The sequence below is a fragment of the Roseibium algae genome (assembly GCF_037783265.1).
Lineage (GTDB): Bacteria > Pseudomonadota > Alphaproteobacteria > Rhizobiales > Stappiaceae > Roseibium > Roseibium algae.
In genome coordinates this window covers 574,372-589,697 of sequence record NZ_JBAKIA010000002.1, presented here as the reverse complement: position 1 = coordinate 589,697, position 15,326 = coordinate 574,372, and the positions used below count along the sequence as shown (strand labels likewise).

The 15,326-nt window shown below is 54.8% G+C and carries 16 protein-coding genes and 1 tRNA gene; 13 read left to right on the top strand and 4 right to left on the bottom strand.

Annotated features, from left to right (window positions below):
- The first annotated feature begins 36 nt into the window (after positions 1-36).
- From V6575_RS06360 to V6575_RS06345, 4 genes are all read left to right on the top strand, one after another.
- A tRNA-Met gene (locus tag V6575_RS06360) sits at positions 37-113 on the top strand.
- Between the two features lie 483 nt (positions 114-596).
- The gene (locus V6575_RS06355) at positions 597-1,949 is read left to right on the top strand and encodes an aspartate aminotransferase family protein (protein ID WP_340273334.1); all 1,353 of its coding nucleotides are present in this window, start codon (positions 597-599) and stop codon (positions 1,947-1,949) included.
- A 2-nt stretch (positions 1,950-1,951) separates the two neighbouring features.
- Positions 1,952-3,022, top strand: a complete 1,071-nt coding sequence (locus tag V6575_RS06350; RefSeq protein WP_340273333.1) for an anhydro-N-acetylmuramic acid kinase — start codon at positions 1,952-1,954, stop codon at positions 3,020-3,022.
- Positions 3,023-3,068: 46 nt separating this feature from the next.
- Positions 3,069-3,686 (top strand): GntR family transcriptional regulator, encoded by a 618-nt coding sequence (locus tag V6575_RS06345; protein WP_340273331.1) that lies wholly within the window; start codon positions 3,069-3,071, stop codon positions 3,684-3,686.
- Positions 3,687-3,730: 44 nt separating this feature from the next.
- On the opposite strand, the gene V6575_RS06340 is transcribed toward V6575_RS06345, so the two are convergent.
- On the bottom strand, positions 3,731-4,144 hold the full coding sequence (locus V6575_RS06340; RefSeq protein ID WP_340273330.1) for a winged helix-turn-helix transcriptional regulator: 414 nt from the start codon (positions 4,142-4,144) through the stop codon (positions 3,731-3,733).
- 90 nt (positions 4,145-4,234) lie between these two features.
- Between V6575_RS06340 and V6575_RS06335 the strand changes: the two genes are divergently transcribed.
- Positions 4,235-4,954, top strand: coding sequence for a YdhR family protein (locus tag V6575_RS06335; RefSeq protein ID WP_340273329.1), 720 nt, complete (start codon positions 4,235-4,237; stop codon positions 4,952-4,954).
- A gap of 66 nt (positions 4,955-5,020) precedes the next feature.
- On the opposite strand, the gene V6575_RS06330 is transcribed toward V6575_RS06335, so the two are convergent.
- From V6575_RS06330 to V6575_RS06320, 3 genes are all read right to left on the bottom strand, one after another.
- Entirely contained in the window at positions 5,021-5,428 is a 408-nt protein-coding gene (locus V6575_RS06330) for an MAPEG family protein (protein WP_340273328.1), read from the bottom strand.
- Positions 5,429-5,459: 31 nt separating this feature from the next.
- Positions 5,460-6,854: an L-serine ammonia-lyase gene (locus V6575_RS06325; protein ID WP_340273327.1), complete on the bottom strand. Its 1,395-nt coding sequence runs from the start codon at positions 6,852-6,854 to the stop codon at positions 5,460-5,462.
- 181 nt (positions 6,855-7,035) lie between these two features.
- Entirely contained in the window at positions 7,036-7,737 is a 702-nt protein-coding gene (locus V6575_RS06320) for a GntR family transcriptional regulator (RefSeq protein WP_340273326.1), read from the bottom strand.
- A 138-nt stretch (positions 7,738-7,875) separates the two neighbouring features.
- Between V6575_RS06320 and kynU the strand changes: the two genes are divergently transcribed.
- From kynU to V6575_RS06280, 8 genes are all read left to right on the top strand, one after another.
- Positions 7,876-9,096: a kynureninase gene (gene kynU / locus V6575_RS06315; protein ID WP_340273362.1), complete on the top strand. Its 1,221-nt coding sequence runs from the start codon at positions 7,876-7,878 to the stop codon at positions 9,094-9,096.
- A gap of 1 nt (position 9,097) precedes the next feature.
- On the top strand, positions 9,098-9,943 hold the full coding sequence (gene kynA / locus V6575_RS06310) for a tryptophan 2,3-dioxygenase (protein WP_340273325.1): 846 nt from the start codon (positions 9,098-9,100) through the stop codon (positions 9,941-9,943).
- Positions 9,940-10,566 carry an arylformamidase gene (gene kynB / locus V6575_RS06305; RefSeq protein ID WP_340273324.1) on the top strand — a complete coding sequence of 209 codons (627 nt, stop codon included), beginning with the start codon at positions 9,940-9,942 and terminating at the stop codon, positions 10,564-10,566. The genes kynA and kynB overlap by 4 nt, the downstream gene beginning before the upstream one ends.
- A gap of 115 nt (positions 10,567-10,681) precedes the next feature.
- The gene (locus V6575_RS06300; RefSeq protein WP_340273323.1) at positions 10,682-11,452 is read left to right on the top strand and encodes an ABC transporter ATP-binding protein; all 771 of its coding nucleotides are present in this window, start codon (positions 10,682-10,684) and stop codon (positions 11,450-11,452) included.
- Positions 11,449-12,156, top strand: coding sequence for an ABC transporter ATP-binding protein (locus V6575_RS06295; RefSeq protein ID WP_340273322.1), 708 nt, complete (start codon positions 11,449-11,451; stop codon positions 12,154-12,156). The genes V6575_RS06300 and V6575_RS06295 overlap by 4 nt, the downstream gene beginning before the upstream one ends.
- A 20-nt stretch (positions 12,157-12,176) precedes the next feature.
- The gene (locus V6575_RS06290) at positions 12,177-13,049 is read left to right on the top strand and encodes a branched-chain amino acid ABC transporter permease (protein ID WP_340273321.1); all 873 of its coding nucleotides are present in this window, start codon (positions 12,177-12,179) and stop codon (positions 13,047-13,049) included.
- A 15-nt stretch (positions 13,050-13,064) separates the two neighbouring features.
- The gene (locus tag V6575_RS06285; protein WP_340273320.1) at positions 13,065-14,024 is read left to right on the top strand and encodes a branched-chain amino acid ABC transporter permease; all 960 of its coding nucleotides are present in this window, start codon (positions 13,065-13,067) and stop codon (positions 14,022-14,024) included.
- Between the two features lie 51 nt (positions 14,025-14,075).
- Positions 14,076-15,278 carry an ABC transporter substrate-binding protein gene (locus V6575_RS06280; RefSeq protein ID WP_340273318.1) on the top strand — a complete coding sequence of 401 codons (1,203 nt, stop codon included), beginning with the start codon at positions 14,076-14,078 and terminating at the stop codon, positions 15,276-15,278.
- The last annotated feature ends 48 nt before the right edge of the window (positions 15,279-15,326 follow it).

Here is a 15,326-nt window from a genome sequence, read left to right as displayed (position 1 = left end):
TAAGGAACTCAAGCTTCCAGTGCGCCAAAGATATAACGCGGGGTGGAGCAGCCCGGTAGCTCGTCAGGCTCATAACCTGAAGGTCGCAGGTTCAAATCCTGCCCCCGCAACCAAATATAAAACCCGCTAACTCAATGAGTTGGCGGGTATTTTGTTGCAAAAAAGAGGAAGAGTGCAGGGGAAGTATAAAGCTTTAGACCTATGCAAGGCAGTGCTCTTCAAGCTTTTTATCCCTCCTTTGTAGGTACAACGCCAGTGGATCTAATTTTATCAGTCTGAGCTCAAGGCGTTTTAGATAATCACAAAGCTTGAGAAAACGGCGGGTCTCCCGCTCGTATTCCATCGCTTAAAATTCCAGATGTATGGATGGCGTGGTTCAAGTCATAGCGTTGCCGATTGGTTGAAACACAACGTTCAATTTCTTTGTTTTTCTACGTGAAAAATCGAAAAAGGAAGCGTAGGCTCAAAACCTGACTTGCCGATTTCAGTAGGTCCGGTGCGATCCATTAATTGTCATGCGCAGGCCTAGCCCGCCTTGGACGTTTTCTTATCGCCCGATCACCTTTCTTAAACACACCTGCCCTTGAGGTCCAACCATGAACCAGCTGCCGAACTCCATTGAAGCGCGTGATATTGCTTTTCAGCTTCATTCTTATACCGATGCCCGCAAACATGAAGACAATGGGCCTTTGGTGATAGAAAAGGGGGACGGCATCTACGTCGAGGACAACAACGGCAAACGATATATTGAGGGCATGGCTGGTCTTTGGAGCGTCGCCGTTGGCTTTGGGGAGAAACGCCTTGTTGAAGCTGCGACCCGCCAGATGGAGAAGCTTCCCTACTATCACACGTTCTCGCACAGGACCCATGGCCCGTCTGTTGAGCTGGCTGAAAAACTCATCTCCATGGCGCCTGTGCCGATGTCAAAAGCTTATTTTACCAATTCCGGGTCTGAAGCAAATGACACGGCAATCAAGCTGATCTGGTATCGGTCCAACGCATTGGGGCAGCCTGAGCGTAAAAAGATTATTTCGCGGGTGCGCGGATATCACGGTGTGACGATTGCGTCTGCCAGCCTCACGGGCCTGCCGAACAATCACAGATCGTTTGATCTGCCCATCGCCAATATTCTGCACACATCCAGTCCGCATTATCATTCAATGAAAAAAGATGGCGAGATCGAAACAGATTTCGCCAAGCGCTGTGCTCAGGATCTTGAAGATATGATCCGTGCGGAAGGCCCAGAAACGATTGCCGCCTTCTTCGCTGAGCCAGTGATGGGCGCCGGCGGCGTTGTCATCCCGCCACAAGGGTATTGGGAAGCGGTCCAGCCGATCCTGAAGAAATACGACATCTTGTTTGTGGCGGATGAGGTCATCTGTGGCTTTGGTCGCACCGGTAATATGTTTGGCACCCAGACTTACAATCTGGAGCCGGACATGATGACCCTTTCCAAGGGCATATCATCATCTTACCTGCCGATGTCAGCGCTTCTGGTCAATGAAAAGGTCTACGGCCCAATGGCCGATGAAAGCCACAAGATTGGTGTCTGGGGCCATGGCTATACGGCCAGTGGCCATCCTGTCGCCGCCGCCGTCGCGTTGGAGAACCTCAAGATCATAGAAGAGCGCGATCTGGTTGGTCACGTCAGGGACATTAGCCCGGCCTTCCTGAGGCGTCTGCATAGCTTGGGTGGCCATCCACTCGCACGCGAAAGCCGCGGCGTTGGCTTGATCGGGGCTGTCGAATTTGCTCATGAAGCGCTGTCTGCAACACCGGGCGCTCTTGGTGGGAAAATCAACATGGCATTTCAGGAGCAGGGCTTGATATCCCGCAACATGGGGGATGCCATGGCTTTCTGTCCTCCCTTGATCATCACGGAAAAGCAGGTCAACGAGATGTTCGACATTGCGGAATCCGGCATTGAAACCATCGCGAAGGCACTCTGAACATGACATCCATTGTCGGCACCATGAGCGGAACATCTGCAGATGGCATCGACATGGCCGAACTTGAAACGGACGGCATTCATGTCGCCCGTTTCGGTGCTGCTGATACGACACCCTATAGCGCCAAGACACGCAGATCTGTGCTGGATGCGATTGCTGCAGGGGCATTGGACAGATTTGCCTGGCCCGAAATCGCAAAGGCTGTCACCCAGGACCACGCCACTGCACTTGAAGGCTTTATTGTGAAACATGGCCTTGCACCTGACTTGGTGGTTTTTCACGGCCAGACTGTCTGGCATGACCCGGACAAAGGTGAGACCGTTCAGTTGGGCAATCCGCAAGTCTTGGCCAATCGGCTCAAACTGCCGGTTGTAGGGGATGTTCGTCTGGCCGATATGAAGGCTGGCGGTCAGGGGGCGCCACTGGTCCCCGTGTTTCACAGAGCCTTGGCAAATGATCTTCCGCAGCCGGTATGTTTTCTCAACATTGGCGGTGTATCCAATCTCACCTATCTGAATGGAGAGGGCATTCTTGCGTTCGATATCGGCCCCGGAAATGCTCTTCTGGATGACTGGATCAGGCTCAATGGGGCAGGCGACATTGATCTGGATGGAGCTATCTCTTCAAAAGGAATGCCAAACGCAGATCGGGTTTCGGCGGCTTTGAACCATCCGTTCTTTGCTTTGCCTGGACCAAAGTCGCTCGACAGAAATGCCTTTTCGATGTCTGTTGCGCAGGGTCTTTCGCTCGAGGATGGAGCCGCGACCCTTGTTGCCTTCACTGCTGAAGCGATTGCCCGCGCTGCGCGTCTTTGCCCTCAGGAGCCAAAGCTCTGGATCATCTGTGGCGGCGGGCGGCTGAACCCAACGCTGATGAAGGCCCTGTCTGTCAGGCTTGCTGGCGACGTGAAGGCCAGCGAGGCGTTTGACATTGACGGCAGTGCGCTGGAGGCTCAGGCGATGGCTTTTCTGGGTGCGAGACTGCAGGCCGGTTTGCCGACGAGTTATCCGCAAACAACCGGGGCTAAAACGCCTGTTGTCGGGGGGCAGTTGTACCTGCCGGTTTCAGGGTGAAGGAACAAGCTGTTTCAAAATCGAAAATGGGCTATGACGTTTTCTTATGAATGGTTCAGAAATCTATCAACGGCTTATTAGCCTTATTGAAGAGCGTGTCCTCACGCCAGGGGATCGCTTGCGTGAGGCGGAGCTCGCTGAGGAATTCGGCGTGTCCCGTACGCCCATTCGTGAAGGCTTGAAACGCCTTGAAGCGCAGGGTCTTGCTGTCCACGAACCCAATCGGGGCATGGTTATCCCGACCCTGGATCATGGTCAGATCAATGAAGTTTACTTCATGCGGGAAGTGCTGGAAGGCACGGCGGCCGGGCTGGCGGCCAAACATGCATCTGGGCCAGAAGTTGAAATCCTGCAGGATCTGGTTATTGCAGATCGCAAACGTGTTGCAGATGAGGACAGCCTGGTTCGATCGAACCGTGAATTTCACCGCCGTTTGTGTCTGGCCTCGCATAATCGTTATCTGGTCGATCAGATTGAGCACTTGCGCCTGTCGTTGATCCTGATGGCTGGTACGACACTTGATACGCCGGAGCGGCGTGAGACTGCAGTGGAAGAACATTCTGAGATTGTCGATGCAATTTCGGCAGGTGACAGCAAGGCCGCTGATGAGGCTGCACGGCGACATATTTCCCATGCGCACAAAACCCGGCTGCAGCAAATCTGATCCGTGGGCTTCCACCTGACTGCATTCACTTGAACAATTGTGTTCTAGGGAAGCTCACCTTTCATTATCCGATCTTCGAACTGCTTCCGGTCGCCTCGGACCTTGTCGACGGCGTCCGACATCGCGTGCTTGGATGTATTGTATTTCCCGCTCCATAGCACCATCTCGGCGATCAGCGGTGCCAGATCCCTGCCTTTCGGGGTCAGCTCATAAACAAAGCTGCGCCAGTTGTCCGGGTCACGTTCCTTGGTGAGCAGCCCGCATTCTTCAAGGTGCTTGAGGCGCTGCGCCAAAATGTTCGTTGAGATACCCTCCCAGCCAGTCAGCAAGTCGCTGTATGTCCGAACACCCTTGATCGCCATGTCGCGGATGATCAGGAGTGACCATTGATCGCCGAAGATCGATAGTCCGTATGCGATCGGGCAGCCCGAGTCGTAGCTCTGTTTTTTTCTAGTCATATCGCAGCATACCATTTTCAACTTGCAAAAAGCAATTTGATGGCGCACAAAGTATGAACTTGCAAAAAGCAAGTTGATTAGGCGGGCACAATGACAGACCAGAACATTCCCAAAATCATGACCACAGTAGCAGCGCTCGTTGCACCGTCTTCCCCCAAAGCCCAGGAGAATTCCAGCATGACCCCGAAAGCATTTGTCTACACTGAAGTTGCCATCTCGGTTCCGTTTGATCAGGCGCCTTGGTTGAAAATAAATGAAGTGATCAAAACACAGCCCGGGTTTTTGAATAAGACTTGGTTACAGGGGCATTCAACTCAGACCATCGGAGGATTCTACGCCTTTGATAGCCTTGAGAATGCGAGAAGATTTGTCACCGAGTATTTCCCGTCCGAGCCAAGGGCTTTTGGTGTGGCACACAACACGCGTGTTTTTGATGCACAGGCGGTGAAAGAGGCCAGCGATGACATGGGGTCGGTTCACTTTGGCGGATCAAGGGCGCAAAAGCCCGGTGCATTCGTTTACACCGAATTGCAGTTCTCTATGCCTTTTGATGAATTCTCTTGGCAGCCGAGGAACCAGGCGTTGAAGCAGCAAACGGGATTGCAGAACAAAGTCTGGCTGAGCGGGGTTTCCACCAATACGATAGGCGGCTTCGATGCTTTTGATACGCTGGATCATGCGCTCGACTTTGCAATAAATGCTTTTCCGGAAACCGCAGCGAAACTGGGAAGCGCGTTTTACACGCGGGTGTTTGACGCGACCATAACCGAAGAGGCGAGTCGGCAGATGTTCTCTCCCTACTATGGCTAGCTGATTTGCGCAGGGGAGGCGTTTTCCTTTGGGAATAGGCCTCCCCAGTCAGGGGGAGTGTGAAATTCAGCCGGCAAAATCCCACATATGCATGGACCAGAAAATGTTCAGCAGGCCACCAGCAATCAACGTTGCGAAGGTGAGAAGCATGCCGATTGTGCGTAAGGTCAGGGACTCTGGTTCCTGGCCGACCCCATAGGCGTGACAGCAGCGGCCAAAAATCAACATCAGGCCAAGGCCGTGGATCGTCCAGTTTGGCGCCAGTATCAATTCGGCGCAAATCATCAGAACGAGGCAGAGCGGCACATATTCTGCAAAGTTGCCATGCACCCGTTGACGCCTCAGCAGGTGCTCACTGCCCTTGTCACCAATGCTGATCCAGAGCTTACGGCGCAGCGCAATCACCCAGATCGAAAGGCCGACATAAATCAGGGCGAGCAATCCGGCATAGATTGGAGTGATGATGATCGGCATGCGCCAGGTGGTTCCTTATGAGGTTCCCAAGTTAGCACGCCACAATATTGACGGCGAGACCTCCGGTGGAGGTCTCTTTATATCGATCGCTCATGTCGAGACCGGTTTGGCGCATGGTTTCAATACAGCCATCCAAAGGCACAAAGTGGCTGCCGTCACCGCGCAGCGCCAGTGACGCCGCCGTCACAGCCTTGACCGCTCCAACCGCATTTCGCTCAATGCAGGGAACCTGAACAAGGCCGGCAATCGGATCACAGGTCATGCCAAGGTGATGCTCCAGCGCGATCTCTGCGGCATTTTCAGCTTGTTCATTTGTGCCGCCAAGCGCCGCGCATAGACCCGCCGCCGCCATAGCAGCAGCCGAGCCCACTTCGCCCTGACAGCCAACTTCTGCGCCAGAGATTGACGCGTTTGCCTTTATGATCCCGCCGACGGCAGCCGCGGTCAAAAGGAAGGTCCGAATGCCTTCTGCGTTCGCGCTCGGGCAGTGGTCCAGATAATAGCGGGTCACGGCGGGAATGACCCCGGCAGCGCCATTGGTGGGAGCGGTCACAACCCGGCCACCGCCAGCATTTTCCTCATTGACGGCCATCGCGTAGACACCGAGCCAGTCCATGACGGTATGTTCAAAGGGTGGATTGCTGCGCCCCTCGTGAATGAGTTTCTGGTAGATATCGCTGGCACGCCGTTTGACTTTCAGCCCGCCGGGCAGAATGCCATCGACACTGATGCCGCGATTGATGCAGGCATCCATGGCCGACCAGATCTGGTCAATCCTGCCCTCCACTTCGGTGAGGGGAGCTTCACAGCACTCATTTTCCAGTTTCATTTCCGCAATGCTGCGGCCTGACGCCTTGCCCATTTCCAGCATCTGAGTGGCAGATGCAAAAGGGTAGGGGACGTTTTGTTCCTTGAGCTCCTCGCGGGCGTTGCGGGTGTTGCTAAGCTCATCTTCGGTCACAACGAAGCCGCCGCCGACAGAATAATAGATGAAGTTATCAATTGGCCTGCCATGCCCATCCAGCAGTTTGAATGTCATGGCGTTGGTATGCAGGGGCAGGGGAGGACCGTAGTCAAAGATAACGCCAGTTGCGGGATCAAAAGCCATTTCTGGCAGGCCGTCAGGTTTGATTGTCTTGCTGTCGGTCAGCCCGTCAATCATCGATGCAACATCATCAGGGTCAAGGGCGTCAGGCTTGGCTCCCAGAAGGCCGAGGCAGACCGCTTGGTCCGTCGCATGGCCCTTGCCTGTGAAGGCCAATGAGCCATGAAGCGTTACGGAGACACTCAGATCATCCCGGTCAGACAGTCCGGGTAGTCCGCGCAAGCGGTCGAGATATCGGCCGACGGCCACCATGGGGCCAACTGTGTGCGAGCTGGAGGGGCCGATGCCAATCTTGAATATGTCGAAAACACTGATGAACATGTGAACCGTCTGATCGATTGAAACTCAAGGGAGCGCGCGATGCGCTTCGCCTGCCATGATCATGACGCGGAAATGCGGCGGCGTCATCTGTTCTGCACGTGCAATTTGGAAAATGTCGCTTTTGCGGTCTAAATAGCCGGAAAGACACATGGCAGCCGCAGGCGATTTTTCCGGCGATGGGTCATCTCGGCCCCAGTCCTTCGTAGACAGCCATCGAAAACCCGATGTGGTCTTGAAGAAGGTCTCGGGCCAGGGGCAGGTCGCGGTCAATCGTTGCTTCCATCAAAGCGGTATGATGGGACAATCCGAGGGACCGGTCGAACGTTGCCCGAAGGGCTTTTCCGGACGGGCCATTCAATTTTTCTTCCACATCAGGTCCATACAGCATGAAGCGGTGATGGCGATGCAACTGATCTGCGGTTTGCAAGGACAGATGCTCCAGCCATGGAGCGTCGGCTGCAGACAGCAGTGCTGTGTGGAATGCGCGGTGGCGTCCTTCCCAGATGAGGCTTTCGGGAACAATCAGCCCCGCTGGCGGCGCAGGAGATTGCGCAAGCAGGTGGTGCGCCGCAACGATGCCGGCCTCCCAATCGTCCGCCCCTCGCTCAATGGACCGCTCCAGCAATGTTGTCTCAAGAGCTGCGCGTGCAGTCTGCAAATCTTTGAGGCCTGCGAGTGAGACCGGTGCCACACGGTAGCCTTTGTTCGCTTCAAACCGGACCAGTTGCTCTGTCTCAAGGCGCGGCAAAGCCTCGCGCAAAGGGGTCCAGCCAAAGCCAAAGCGTGCCTTCAAGCTGGAGACCACAAGGGGGCTTCCTGGCTCAAACTCACAGTCGAGAATGGCACGGCGCAGAAGGGTATAGACAGTGCTGGCTTGGGACATGTTGCGACCAATAAAATCAAATCAACTGTATTATATATAATCACTTGAGATTCGTCATTTGCTTTGTTAGCGTTTCCCCGAATTCGTGCCAGATCCGGAGAGCTTCCGGATGTCTCACTGCCAAGAAAGTAAATGCCGATGCATACGACCCATCCGCTAGACGCAAACGATCCGCTTGCTGCGAAGCGAGCCGCCTTTTCCTTGCCGGATGATGTCATCTATCTGGATGGCAATTCTCTTGGCGTGCTTCCGGCTCATGTGCCAGCGCGGATGCAGGAAGTTGTTGCAAACGAATGGGGCCAGAGCCTTATCCGGGGCTGGAATGAACACAACTGGATCGATCTGCCTCAGCGGGTGGGCAACCGTATAGCGCGTCTGGTTGGGGCCGCGCCCGGAACTGTCGTTGCTTGTGACAGCACCACGATCAATGTGTTCAAGGTTGTGTCTGCAGCCTTGAATCTGCGCCCGGATCGTAAGGTTATCCTGTCCGACAGCGGCAATTTCCCGACAGATCTGTATGTGGCAGGCGGCTTGGCCGAGCTTTTGGATCAGGGCCACGAGCTTCGGGTGGTTGCTCCCGAAGACGTAGAGGCCGCTGTCACCGATGAACTGGCGGTCCTGATGCTGACCCAGGTCGATTATAAGACCGGACGTCGCCATGACATGAAAGCGCTGACTGAAAAAGCCCATGCAGCTGGCGCGCTCGTCATGTGGGATCTCGCCCATTCTGCCGGTGCGTTCCCGGTCGACCTTGCCGGTGCGAACGCTGATTTTGCAGTTGGCTGCGGCTATAAATATCTCAACGGTGGCCCGGGTGCCCCGGCATTCCTTTATGTTGCTCCCGAGCATAAGAACCATGTGCGACCTCCCATGACCGGATGGATGGGACATGAAGCGCCCTTCGCTTTTGATCTGGACTACAAGCCAGCCTCAGGCGTTGACAGAATGCGGGTCGGAACGCCGCCGGTTCTGTCGTTGTCTGCGCTCGATGCGGCGCTTGATGTCTTCGATGACGTTGATATGGGAGACATTCGAAAGAAATCTGTGTCCCTGTGCGAGTTGTTCATCAAGGAAGTTGAAGCGCGATGCCCGGATCTGAAACTGGTGAGCCCGCGTAATGAAGCTGTGCGCGGCAGTCAGGTTTCCTTCCGTTTCAAGGAAGGCTATGCGCTGATGCAGGCGCTGATTGCCAATGGTGTGATTGGTGACTTCCGGGCTCCTGACACGGTCCGCTTCGGCTTCACTCCGCTGTATATTTCTCACGCGGATGTCATGGGGGCTGTTGAAAAGCTGGAGACTATTCTGGCGGATCGTTTGTGGGATCGTGATGAGTTCAAAAAACGCCAGAAGGTGACCTGAGATGGCCGATCCACAATGCCCCTTTAATCCGGAGCAAGACGGCGCGCAGATGTCGTTCGATGGTCGAATGTCCTATGGCGATTATCTGGGGCTGAACAAGGTACTTGATGCGCAGGCACCGCTGTCCACGGCTCATGACGAGCTGTTGTTTATCATTCAGCACCAAACGTCCGAGCTCTGGATGAAGCTTGCGCTGCATGAGATGGCAGCCGCCAAAATGGCAATCACCACGGGTGATTTGCCACAGGCGTTCAAGATGCTGGCGCGCACATCGCGTATCTTTGAACAGCTCAATTCCGCATGGGATGTGCTGCGGACCATGACCCCAAGCGATTATACGACGTTCCGAGAGGCGCTGGGCCAGTCGTCTGGGTTCCAGTCCTATCAGTACCGGGCTATCGAGTTTTTGGCGGGTAATAAAAATGCCGCGATGCTGCGCCCTCACGCTCATGTGCCCAAGGTCCATGACTGGCTGGTCAAATTGCAAATAGAAACGAGCCTTTATGATGAGGCTATTTTGCTGCTGTCGCGATCAGGATTTGAGCTGGATGAGACCGCTTTGAACCGCGATTTTGCAGAGCCTTATCAAGCCAATGACAGCGTTCGTTCAGCCTGGATCAAGGTCTACAAGGACCCTTCACAACATTGGCCGCTTTATGAGCTGGCGGAAAAGCTGGTCGATTTTGAGGATTATTTCCGCCGCTGGCGCTTCAATCACGTTACCACGGTGGAACGGGTGATTGGTTTCAGGCGCGGCACCGGCGGCACAAGCGGCGTGACCTACTTGCGCCGGATGCTGGATGTGGTGCTGTTTCCGGAGCTTTGGGATTTGAGGGCTGACCTTTGACCAAACTGATCGACATCACGCCGCCTGTCCGGGCGGGCATGGCCGTCTTTCCGGGGGATGTGCCCTGCAAGGTTTCACAAACATTTGCCATAGGGCCAGAGTGCCCGGTCAATGTGACCGAGGTGTCCTTCTCCACCCATTGCGGGGCTCATGCAGACGCGCCGCTGCATTATGACGCTGCTGGCAAGTCTATCGACGAATTGGATCTTGAAGATTTCATCGGGCCAGCCAGAGTGATCGACGCACGCGGCGAGGGGCCTTTGTGCCAGCCGGAAGAGATCGAGGCTCAGTTGAAGGATGCCCCGCCGCGTGTGCTTTTGCGCCTGGTCGAGCAACTTGATCCGATGGTGTGGCCTGATGGTTTTAGAACTCTGGCGCCAGAGACTATGCTTCTTTTGGCTAAGTCCGGCGTTAAGTTGGTGGGTGTCGATGTGCCTTCTGTCGATCCTGAAACCTCAAAAGACTTGCAATCTCATATGGTTGCGCGCCAGTATGACTTGCGAATTCTTGAGAATCTCGTTCTTTGTAATGTTGTTGCTGGTGATTATGAGTTGATTGCGCTGCCAATGAAGCTAGAACGGCTCGATGCAGCGCCAGTTCGCGCGGTGCTGCGGTCGCTTTAGAAATTCGGTGGGAGCCGAAAAACAAAAATCAAAATAATTCAGCAACAGCTGAACTTGGGGCAAAACAAAAGATCGTCGGTCCGAAGCCGGACACAAATGACGACGGGGGGCCTATATGCTGGAATTGGACCAGCTCGTGATGGACTTCAGCGGCTTCAAGGCCGTGAATGGATGTTCTTTCAAGGTTGAGGCAGGCAGTATCACTGCTCTGATCGGACCTAATGGCGCGGGCAAGACAACGCTTTTCAATTTGATCGCAGGGGCTTTGGCGCCGACCAGCGGCACGATCCAGTTCCTGGGTGAGGACGTGACTGGCCTGTCGAGCGACGCCCTGTTCCACAAAGGCCTGGTGCGCACCTTCCAGATCCCGCATGAGTTTGATCGTCTGACCGCGCTGGAAAACCTGATGATGGTGCCGCCCGGTCAGGCCGGTGAGAGATTGTTTGCCAATTGGCTGTCGTGGGGAAAGGTCAAGCTCAATGAGGCAGAGGTCGAGAAAAAGGCCTACGACACTTTGGAATTCCTGGAATTGAGCCATGTGGCGCATCAGCGCGCAGGCAATCTGTCTGGTGGCCAGAAGAAACTCCTGGAACTTGGCCGTACAATGATGACGGACGCAAAGCTCGTGCTGCTTGATGAGCCGGCAGCTGGCGTCAACCGAACGCTTCTCAGAAAGCTTGAGGAAAAGATCCTGATCCTCAACAAGGAGCGCGGCTACACATTCATTTTGATCGAACACGACATGGAAATGATCGAGAAGCTGTGTGATCCCGTGATCTGCATGGCCGAAGGCGCGGTGTTGATTCAGGGTGAATTCCAGACCGTGCGCTCTGATGCGCGTGTACTGGAAGCCTATCTTGGTGAAACCACGGGAGATGCTGCATGACTGCGCTTTTGTCCATGAGTGCTGTGACCGGTGGATACGGTGATACGGACATTCTGGAAAATGTCTCCATGCACGTGGATCATAACGAGATCGTTGTGATCGTCGGCCCGAATGGGGCTGGAAAATCCACCGCGATGAAAGCCGTCTTCGGCCTGCTGAATGTCCGCGGAGGCTCCATTGTCTTTGATGGCGACGACATAACCAAATGGGTACCGAACCGTATTGTTCAACGCGGCATTTGTTATGTGCCTCAGGTCGATAATATCTTTCGGGAAATGTCGATCCACGAGAACCTCGAAATGGGGGCTTTCCTGAAGACTGGAGATCTCTCGGCTTCATATGACCGGGTTTATGAGCTGTTCCCGGATCTGAAAGAACGGCGCAAGACGCTGGCGGGCAGTCTGTCCGGCGGTCAGCGCCAGATGGTCGCCATGGGCCGTGCCCTGATGCTGGACCCCAAGCTTTTGCTTTTGGATGAGCCGACCGCTGGTCTGTCTCCAAGGTATATGGAGCAGATCTTTCAGATTTGCCGTGACGTTCGCGATACGGGTGTTGCAATCCTGTTGGTAGAACAACACGCCAAACAGGCGTTGGCCTTTGCGGATCGTGGTTATGTCCTGGCATCCGGCCAGAACCGCCACGAGGGCTCGGGCGCAGATCTCCTTGCCGACCGTGAGGTCGCCGAAATGTTCCTTGGCGGATAAGGTCTGGGTGAAGGTTGGACATGGGTACTCTTGAACTTCTGAATTATTATGTGATCCCGGGCATAGTTCTTGGGTCCATTTATGCGCTGGGCGCAGTCGGCATTACGCTGGTCTTCGCCATCTTGCGCTATGCGCATCTGGCGCATGGGGATCTGGCAACCCTCGGAGCGTTTCTGGGGTTGGCTGTCGTGACGGCGTTTGGCCTGCCGCCTCTGGTCGCACTGCCCGTTGCCATGATTGGAACCGCAGCGGTTGCCGTTGGCATCGACAAGGTGTTTTACGAACATCTGAGGGAGAGGCCGAAGATCGTCACGGTGATGGCATCTCTGGGCATCGCGCTGATGGTGCGCTCGGTGGTTCAGGTCATCTGGGGCGTGGACAGTGAAAGTTATGTTCGCGGTATCGTGCGGCCTGAGGATTATTTCGGTCTGCGGATCAAGGACCGTGAGATTTACACGGTCCTCTTCATGATCGTTCTTGTCGGGGTCCTTCAGCTATTCCTGAGCAAATCCAAATGGGGCAAGGCGATGCGGGCCATGTCCGACAATCCGAACCTTGCCCTGTTGTCCGGCATCGATAACAGGAAAGTGGTCATGCTCACCTGGATTATTGCAGGAGCGCTCTGTGCGGCAGCCGGTGTGTTCCTTGGCATCAATACAGAACTGAAATCGATGATGGGCTGGCACATGCTGTTGCCGATGTTCGCTGCGGCCATTCTCGGCGGGGTTGGGCGTGTTGAAGGGGCTGTGCTGGGCGGTCTGATCGTCGGCATTGCAGAGGAGATGTCGGTGCTGGTGCTGCCCAGCGAGTACAAGGCTGGAATGGCCTTCGCCATTTTGCTGATCATGCTGCTGGTGCGCCCGACGGGCCTGCTGCGCGGCAAAGTGCTTTAGGGAGAGGACAGAGACATGGAACTCATCGGTCTGGTCAATTACGCCCTCTTCATGTGCATCTTTATCGGCATCTATGCACTGCTGGCGCTGGGGCTCAACATCCAATGGGGTTTTGCGGGCCTGTTCAATGCAGGCATTGCGGGCTTTTTCGCTGTGGGCGCTTATGCATCCGCGATCCTGACAACCCCTGCGGTAGAGGGCCGGCTTGGCGGGTTTGATCAGCCGTTCTTTGTTGGCTGGTTCGGCGCGATGGTGGCTGCAGCCCTGATCGCCTGGCCGATCGGGAAAATCTGCCTGCGCTTCCGGTCCGACTATCTTGCGATTGCGACCATCGGGGTCGCTGAGATCATTCGCCTGGTGATCAAGTCTGAACCGGCTCTGACCAACGGCGCACGCGGCATAACGAACATTCCGCGTCCGTTTGGTGATCTGCCTTACGTTCAATCCCAGTTGGCTTATTTGGTAATTGTGCTGGTCGTTCTGGCCGTTGCGTATCTCTTGGTTCAACGTCAGTTCAATGCGCCTTGGGGGCGTATGATGCGGGCGATTCGGGACAATGAACTGGCTGCCCGGGCCATGGGCAAGAACATCGAATATCGCCGTTTGGAAGCGTTTATTTTCGGTGCGGCCTTGATGGGCTTGGGCGGCGCTTTGTTCGCGCATTTCAACCGGTCGATCACGCCTGAAGCGATTGATCCGATGGTCGCGACGTTTCTGGTCTGGATCATGTTGATCCTGGGAGGCTCGGGAAACAGCAAGGGCGCGATTTTAGGTGCTGCGGTCGTGTGGATCATTTGGTCTGTATCAGAGATTGCAACTGATCAGCTTCCGCATGAATATGCAATCAAGGCGAAATACATCCGTCTGTTCCTGATTGGTTTAATGCTGCAGATTGTTCTGAGGTTTCGGCCAGAGGGGATCTTGCCTGAACCACTGCGCGGTGACACGCGCACGGATGACAGTGCTCTGAAATAAAAGAGAATCTGCCGGGCAAAAAGAGCCGGCAAAAACTGGAGGTAAATACCGATGAAATCCAAGTTCTTTGCAATCGCAGGTGGCCTGCTGGCCGCAACCGCTCTCGCGGGTGCTCCAGCGCACGCTGATGTCAAGATTGGCCTTTTGGGCGGTGTGTCTGGCCCAATTGCTGCTATGGCTCCGGCGATGATTGACGGCGCACAATTGGCCTTTCAGCAGGTCAACGAACAGGGCGGTATTCTGGACGGCGAAAAGCTGATCGGCGTCGTCGGCGACAGTGCCTGTAATCCACAGGGCGGTACCGATGCTGCTACCAAAGCTGTGAACATAGACGGCGTTTCCGCAATTGTTGGACCGCATTGTTCCGGTGCTGTGCTGGCAGCTGCTGGCACGGTGACAATCCCGGCTGGCATCACAGTTGTAACGCCATCTGGAACATCTCCTGAAATCACAGGCCTTGATGACAATGACACTGTGTTCCGGACTGTGCCATCAGATGATTTTCAGGGTCGGGCATTAGCACGTACCTTGAAAGAAAAGGGCTATGACAAGGTCGCTGTTGCCTACATCAACAACGACTATGGGACCGGTCTTGCGAATGCCTTCAAGGCGGAGTTTGAAGCTCAGAACGGTGAAATCGCAGGCTTTGCAGCCCATGAAGACGGCAAGGCATCTTACCGTTCGAACCTTGCTGAGCTGGCATCCGGTGGCGCTGACACTCTGGTCATCTTTGACTATGGCGATGGCACTGGCCTGACGATTCTGCGTCAGGCGCTGGAAAACGGCTTCTTTGAAAAATTCGTTGGGGGCGATGGCATGAAGTCGGATGCGCCTATCAACGAATTGGGTGCTGAAAATCTGGCAAACTTTGTTGCCTCTTCGCCCGTCGGTGAAAAATCCAACGCTCTGGATCTCTTCAACGAAGCTTTCAAGGCGATTGGCGGCGACCCTGATGCGATTTTCGCAAACACATCCTATGACGCTGCGTTTTTGCTGGCACTGGCTGTGGAAAAAGCTGGTGGTGACAAGGCCACTGTGAACAAGGCTTTGCGCGAAGTCTCAAACGGTGAAGGTGAAGTCATTCTGCCGGGTGAATGGGCCAAGGCCAAGAAGCTCATCGCAGAAGGCACAGCCATTGATTACAAGGGCGCGTCTGGCGATCAGGATTTCGATGCAGCTGGCGACGTTCCAGGTACTTACGCCTTGTTTGAAGTGGGCACTGACGGCTTCGAGGTCGTGACTGAAATGAAATAAGACATTCCACCCAGAATGACTTTTAGACGGCGATCCAGAAATGGGTCG

What these genes read in the sequence shown, in the direction of transcription:
- V6575_RS06355 (WP_340273334.1), top strand. Translation starts at nt 597, where the DNA reads ATGAACCAGCTGCCGAACTCCATTGAAGCGCGTGATATTGCTTTTCAG.
- V6575_RS06350 (WP_340273333.1), top strand. Translation starts at nt 1,952, where the DNA reads ATGACATCCATTGTCGGCACCATGAGCGGAACATCTGCAGATGGCATC.
- V6575_RS06345 (WP_340273331.1), top strand. Translation starts at nt 3,069, where the DNA reads ATGAATGGTTCAGAAATCTATCAACGGCTTATTAGCCTTATTGAAGAG.
- V6575_RS06340 (WP_340273330.1), bottom strand. Translation starts at nt 4,144, where the DNA reads ATGACTAGAAAAAAACAGAGCTACGACTCGGGCTGCCCGATCGCATAC.
- V6575_RS06335 (WP_340273329.1), top strand. Translation starts at nt 4,235, where the DNA reads ATGACAGACCAGAACATTCCCAAAATCATGACCACAGTAGCAGCGCTC.
- V6575_RS06330 (WP_340273328.1), bottom strand. Translation starts at nt 5,428, where the DNA reads ATGCCGATCATCATCACTCCAATCTATGCCGGATTGCTCGCCCTGATT.
- V6575_RS06325 (WP_340273327.1), bottom strand. Translation starts at nt 6,854, where the DNA reads ATGTTCATCAGTGTTTTCGACATATTCAAGATTGGCATCGGCCCCTCC.
- V6575_RS06320 (WP_340273326.1), bottom strand. Translation starts at nt 7,737, where the DNA reads ATGTCCCAAGCCAGCACTGTCTATACCCTTCTGCGCCGTGCCATTCTC.
- kynU (WP_340273362.1), top strand. Translation starts at nt 7,876, where the DNA reads ATGCATACGACCCATCCGCTAGACGCAAACGATCCGCTTGCTGCGAAG.
- kynA (WP_340273325.1), top strand. Translation starts at nt 9,098, where the DNA reads ATGGCCGATCCACAATGCCCCTTTAATCCGGAGCAAGACGGCGCGCAG.
- V6575_RS06300 (WP_340273323.1), top strand. Translation starts at nt 10,682, where the DNA reads ATGCTGGAATTGGACCAGCTCGTGATGGACTTCAGCGGCTTCAAGGCC.
- V6575_RS06295 (WP_340273322.1), top strand. Translation starts at nt 11,449, where the DNA reads ATGACTGCGCTTTTGTCCATGAGTGCTGTGACCGGTGGATACGGTGAT.
- V6575_RS06290 (WP_340273321.1), top strand. Translation starts at nt 12,177, where the DNA reads ATGGGTACTCTTGAACTTCTGAATTATTATGTGATCCCGGGCATAGTT.
- V6575_RS06285 (WP_340273320.1), top strand. Translation starts at nt 13,065, where the DNA reads ATGGAACTCATCGGTCTGGTCAATTACGCCCTCTTCATGTGCATCTTT.
- V6575_RS06280 (WP_340273318.1), top strand. Translation starts at nt 14,076, where the DNA reads ATGAAATCCAAGTTCTTTGCAATCGCAGGTGGCCTGCTGGCCGCAACC.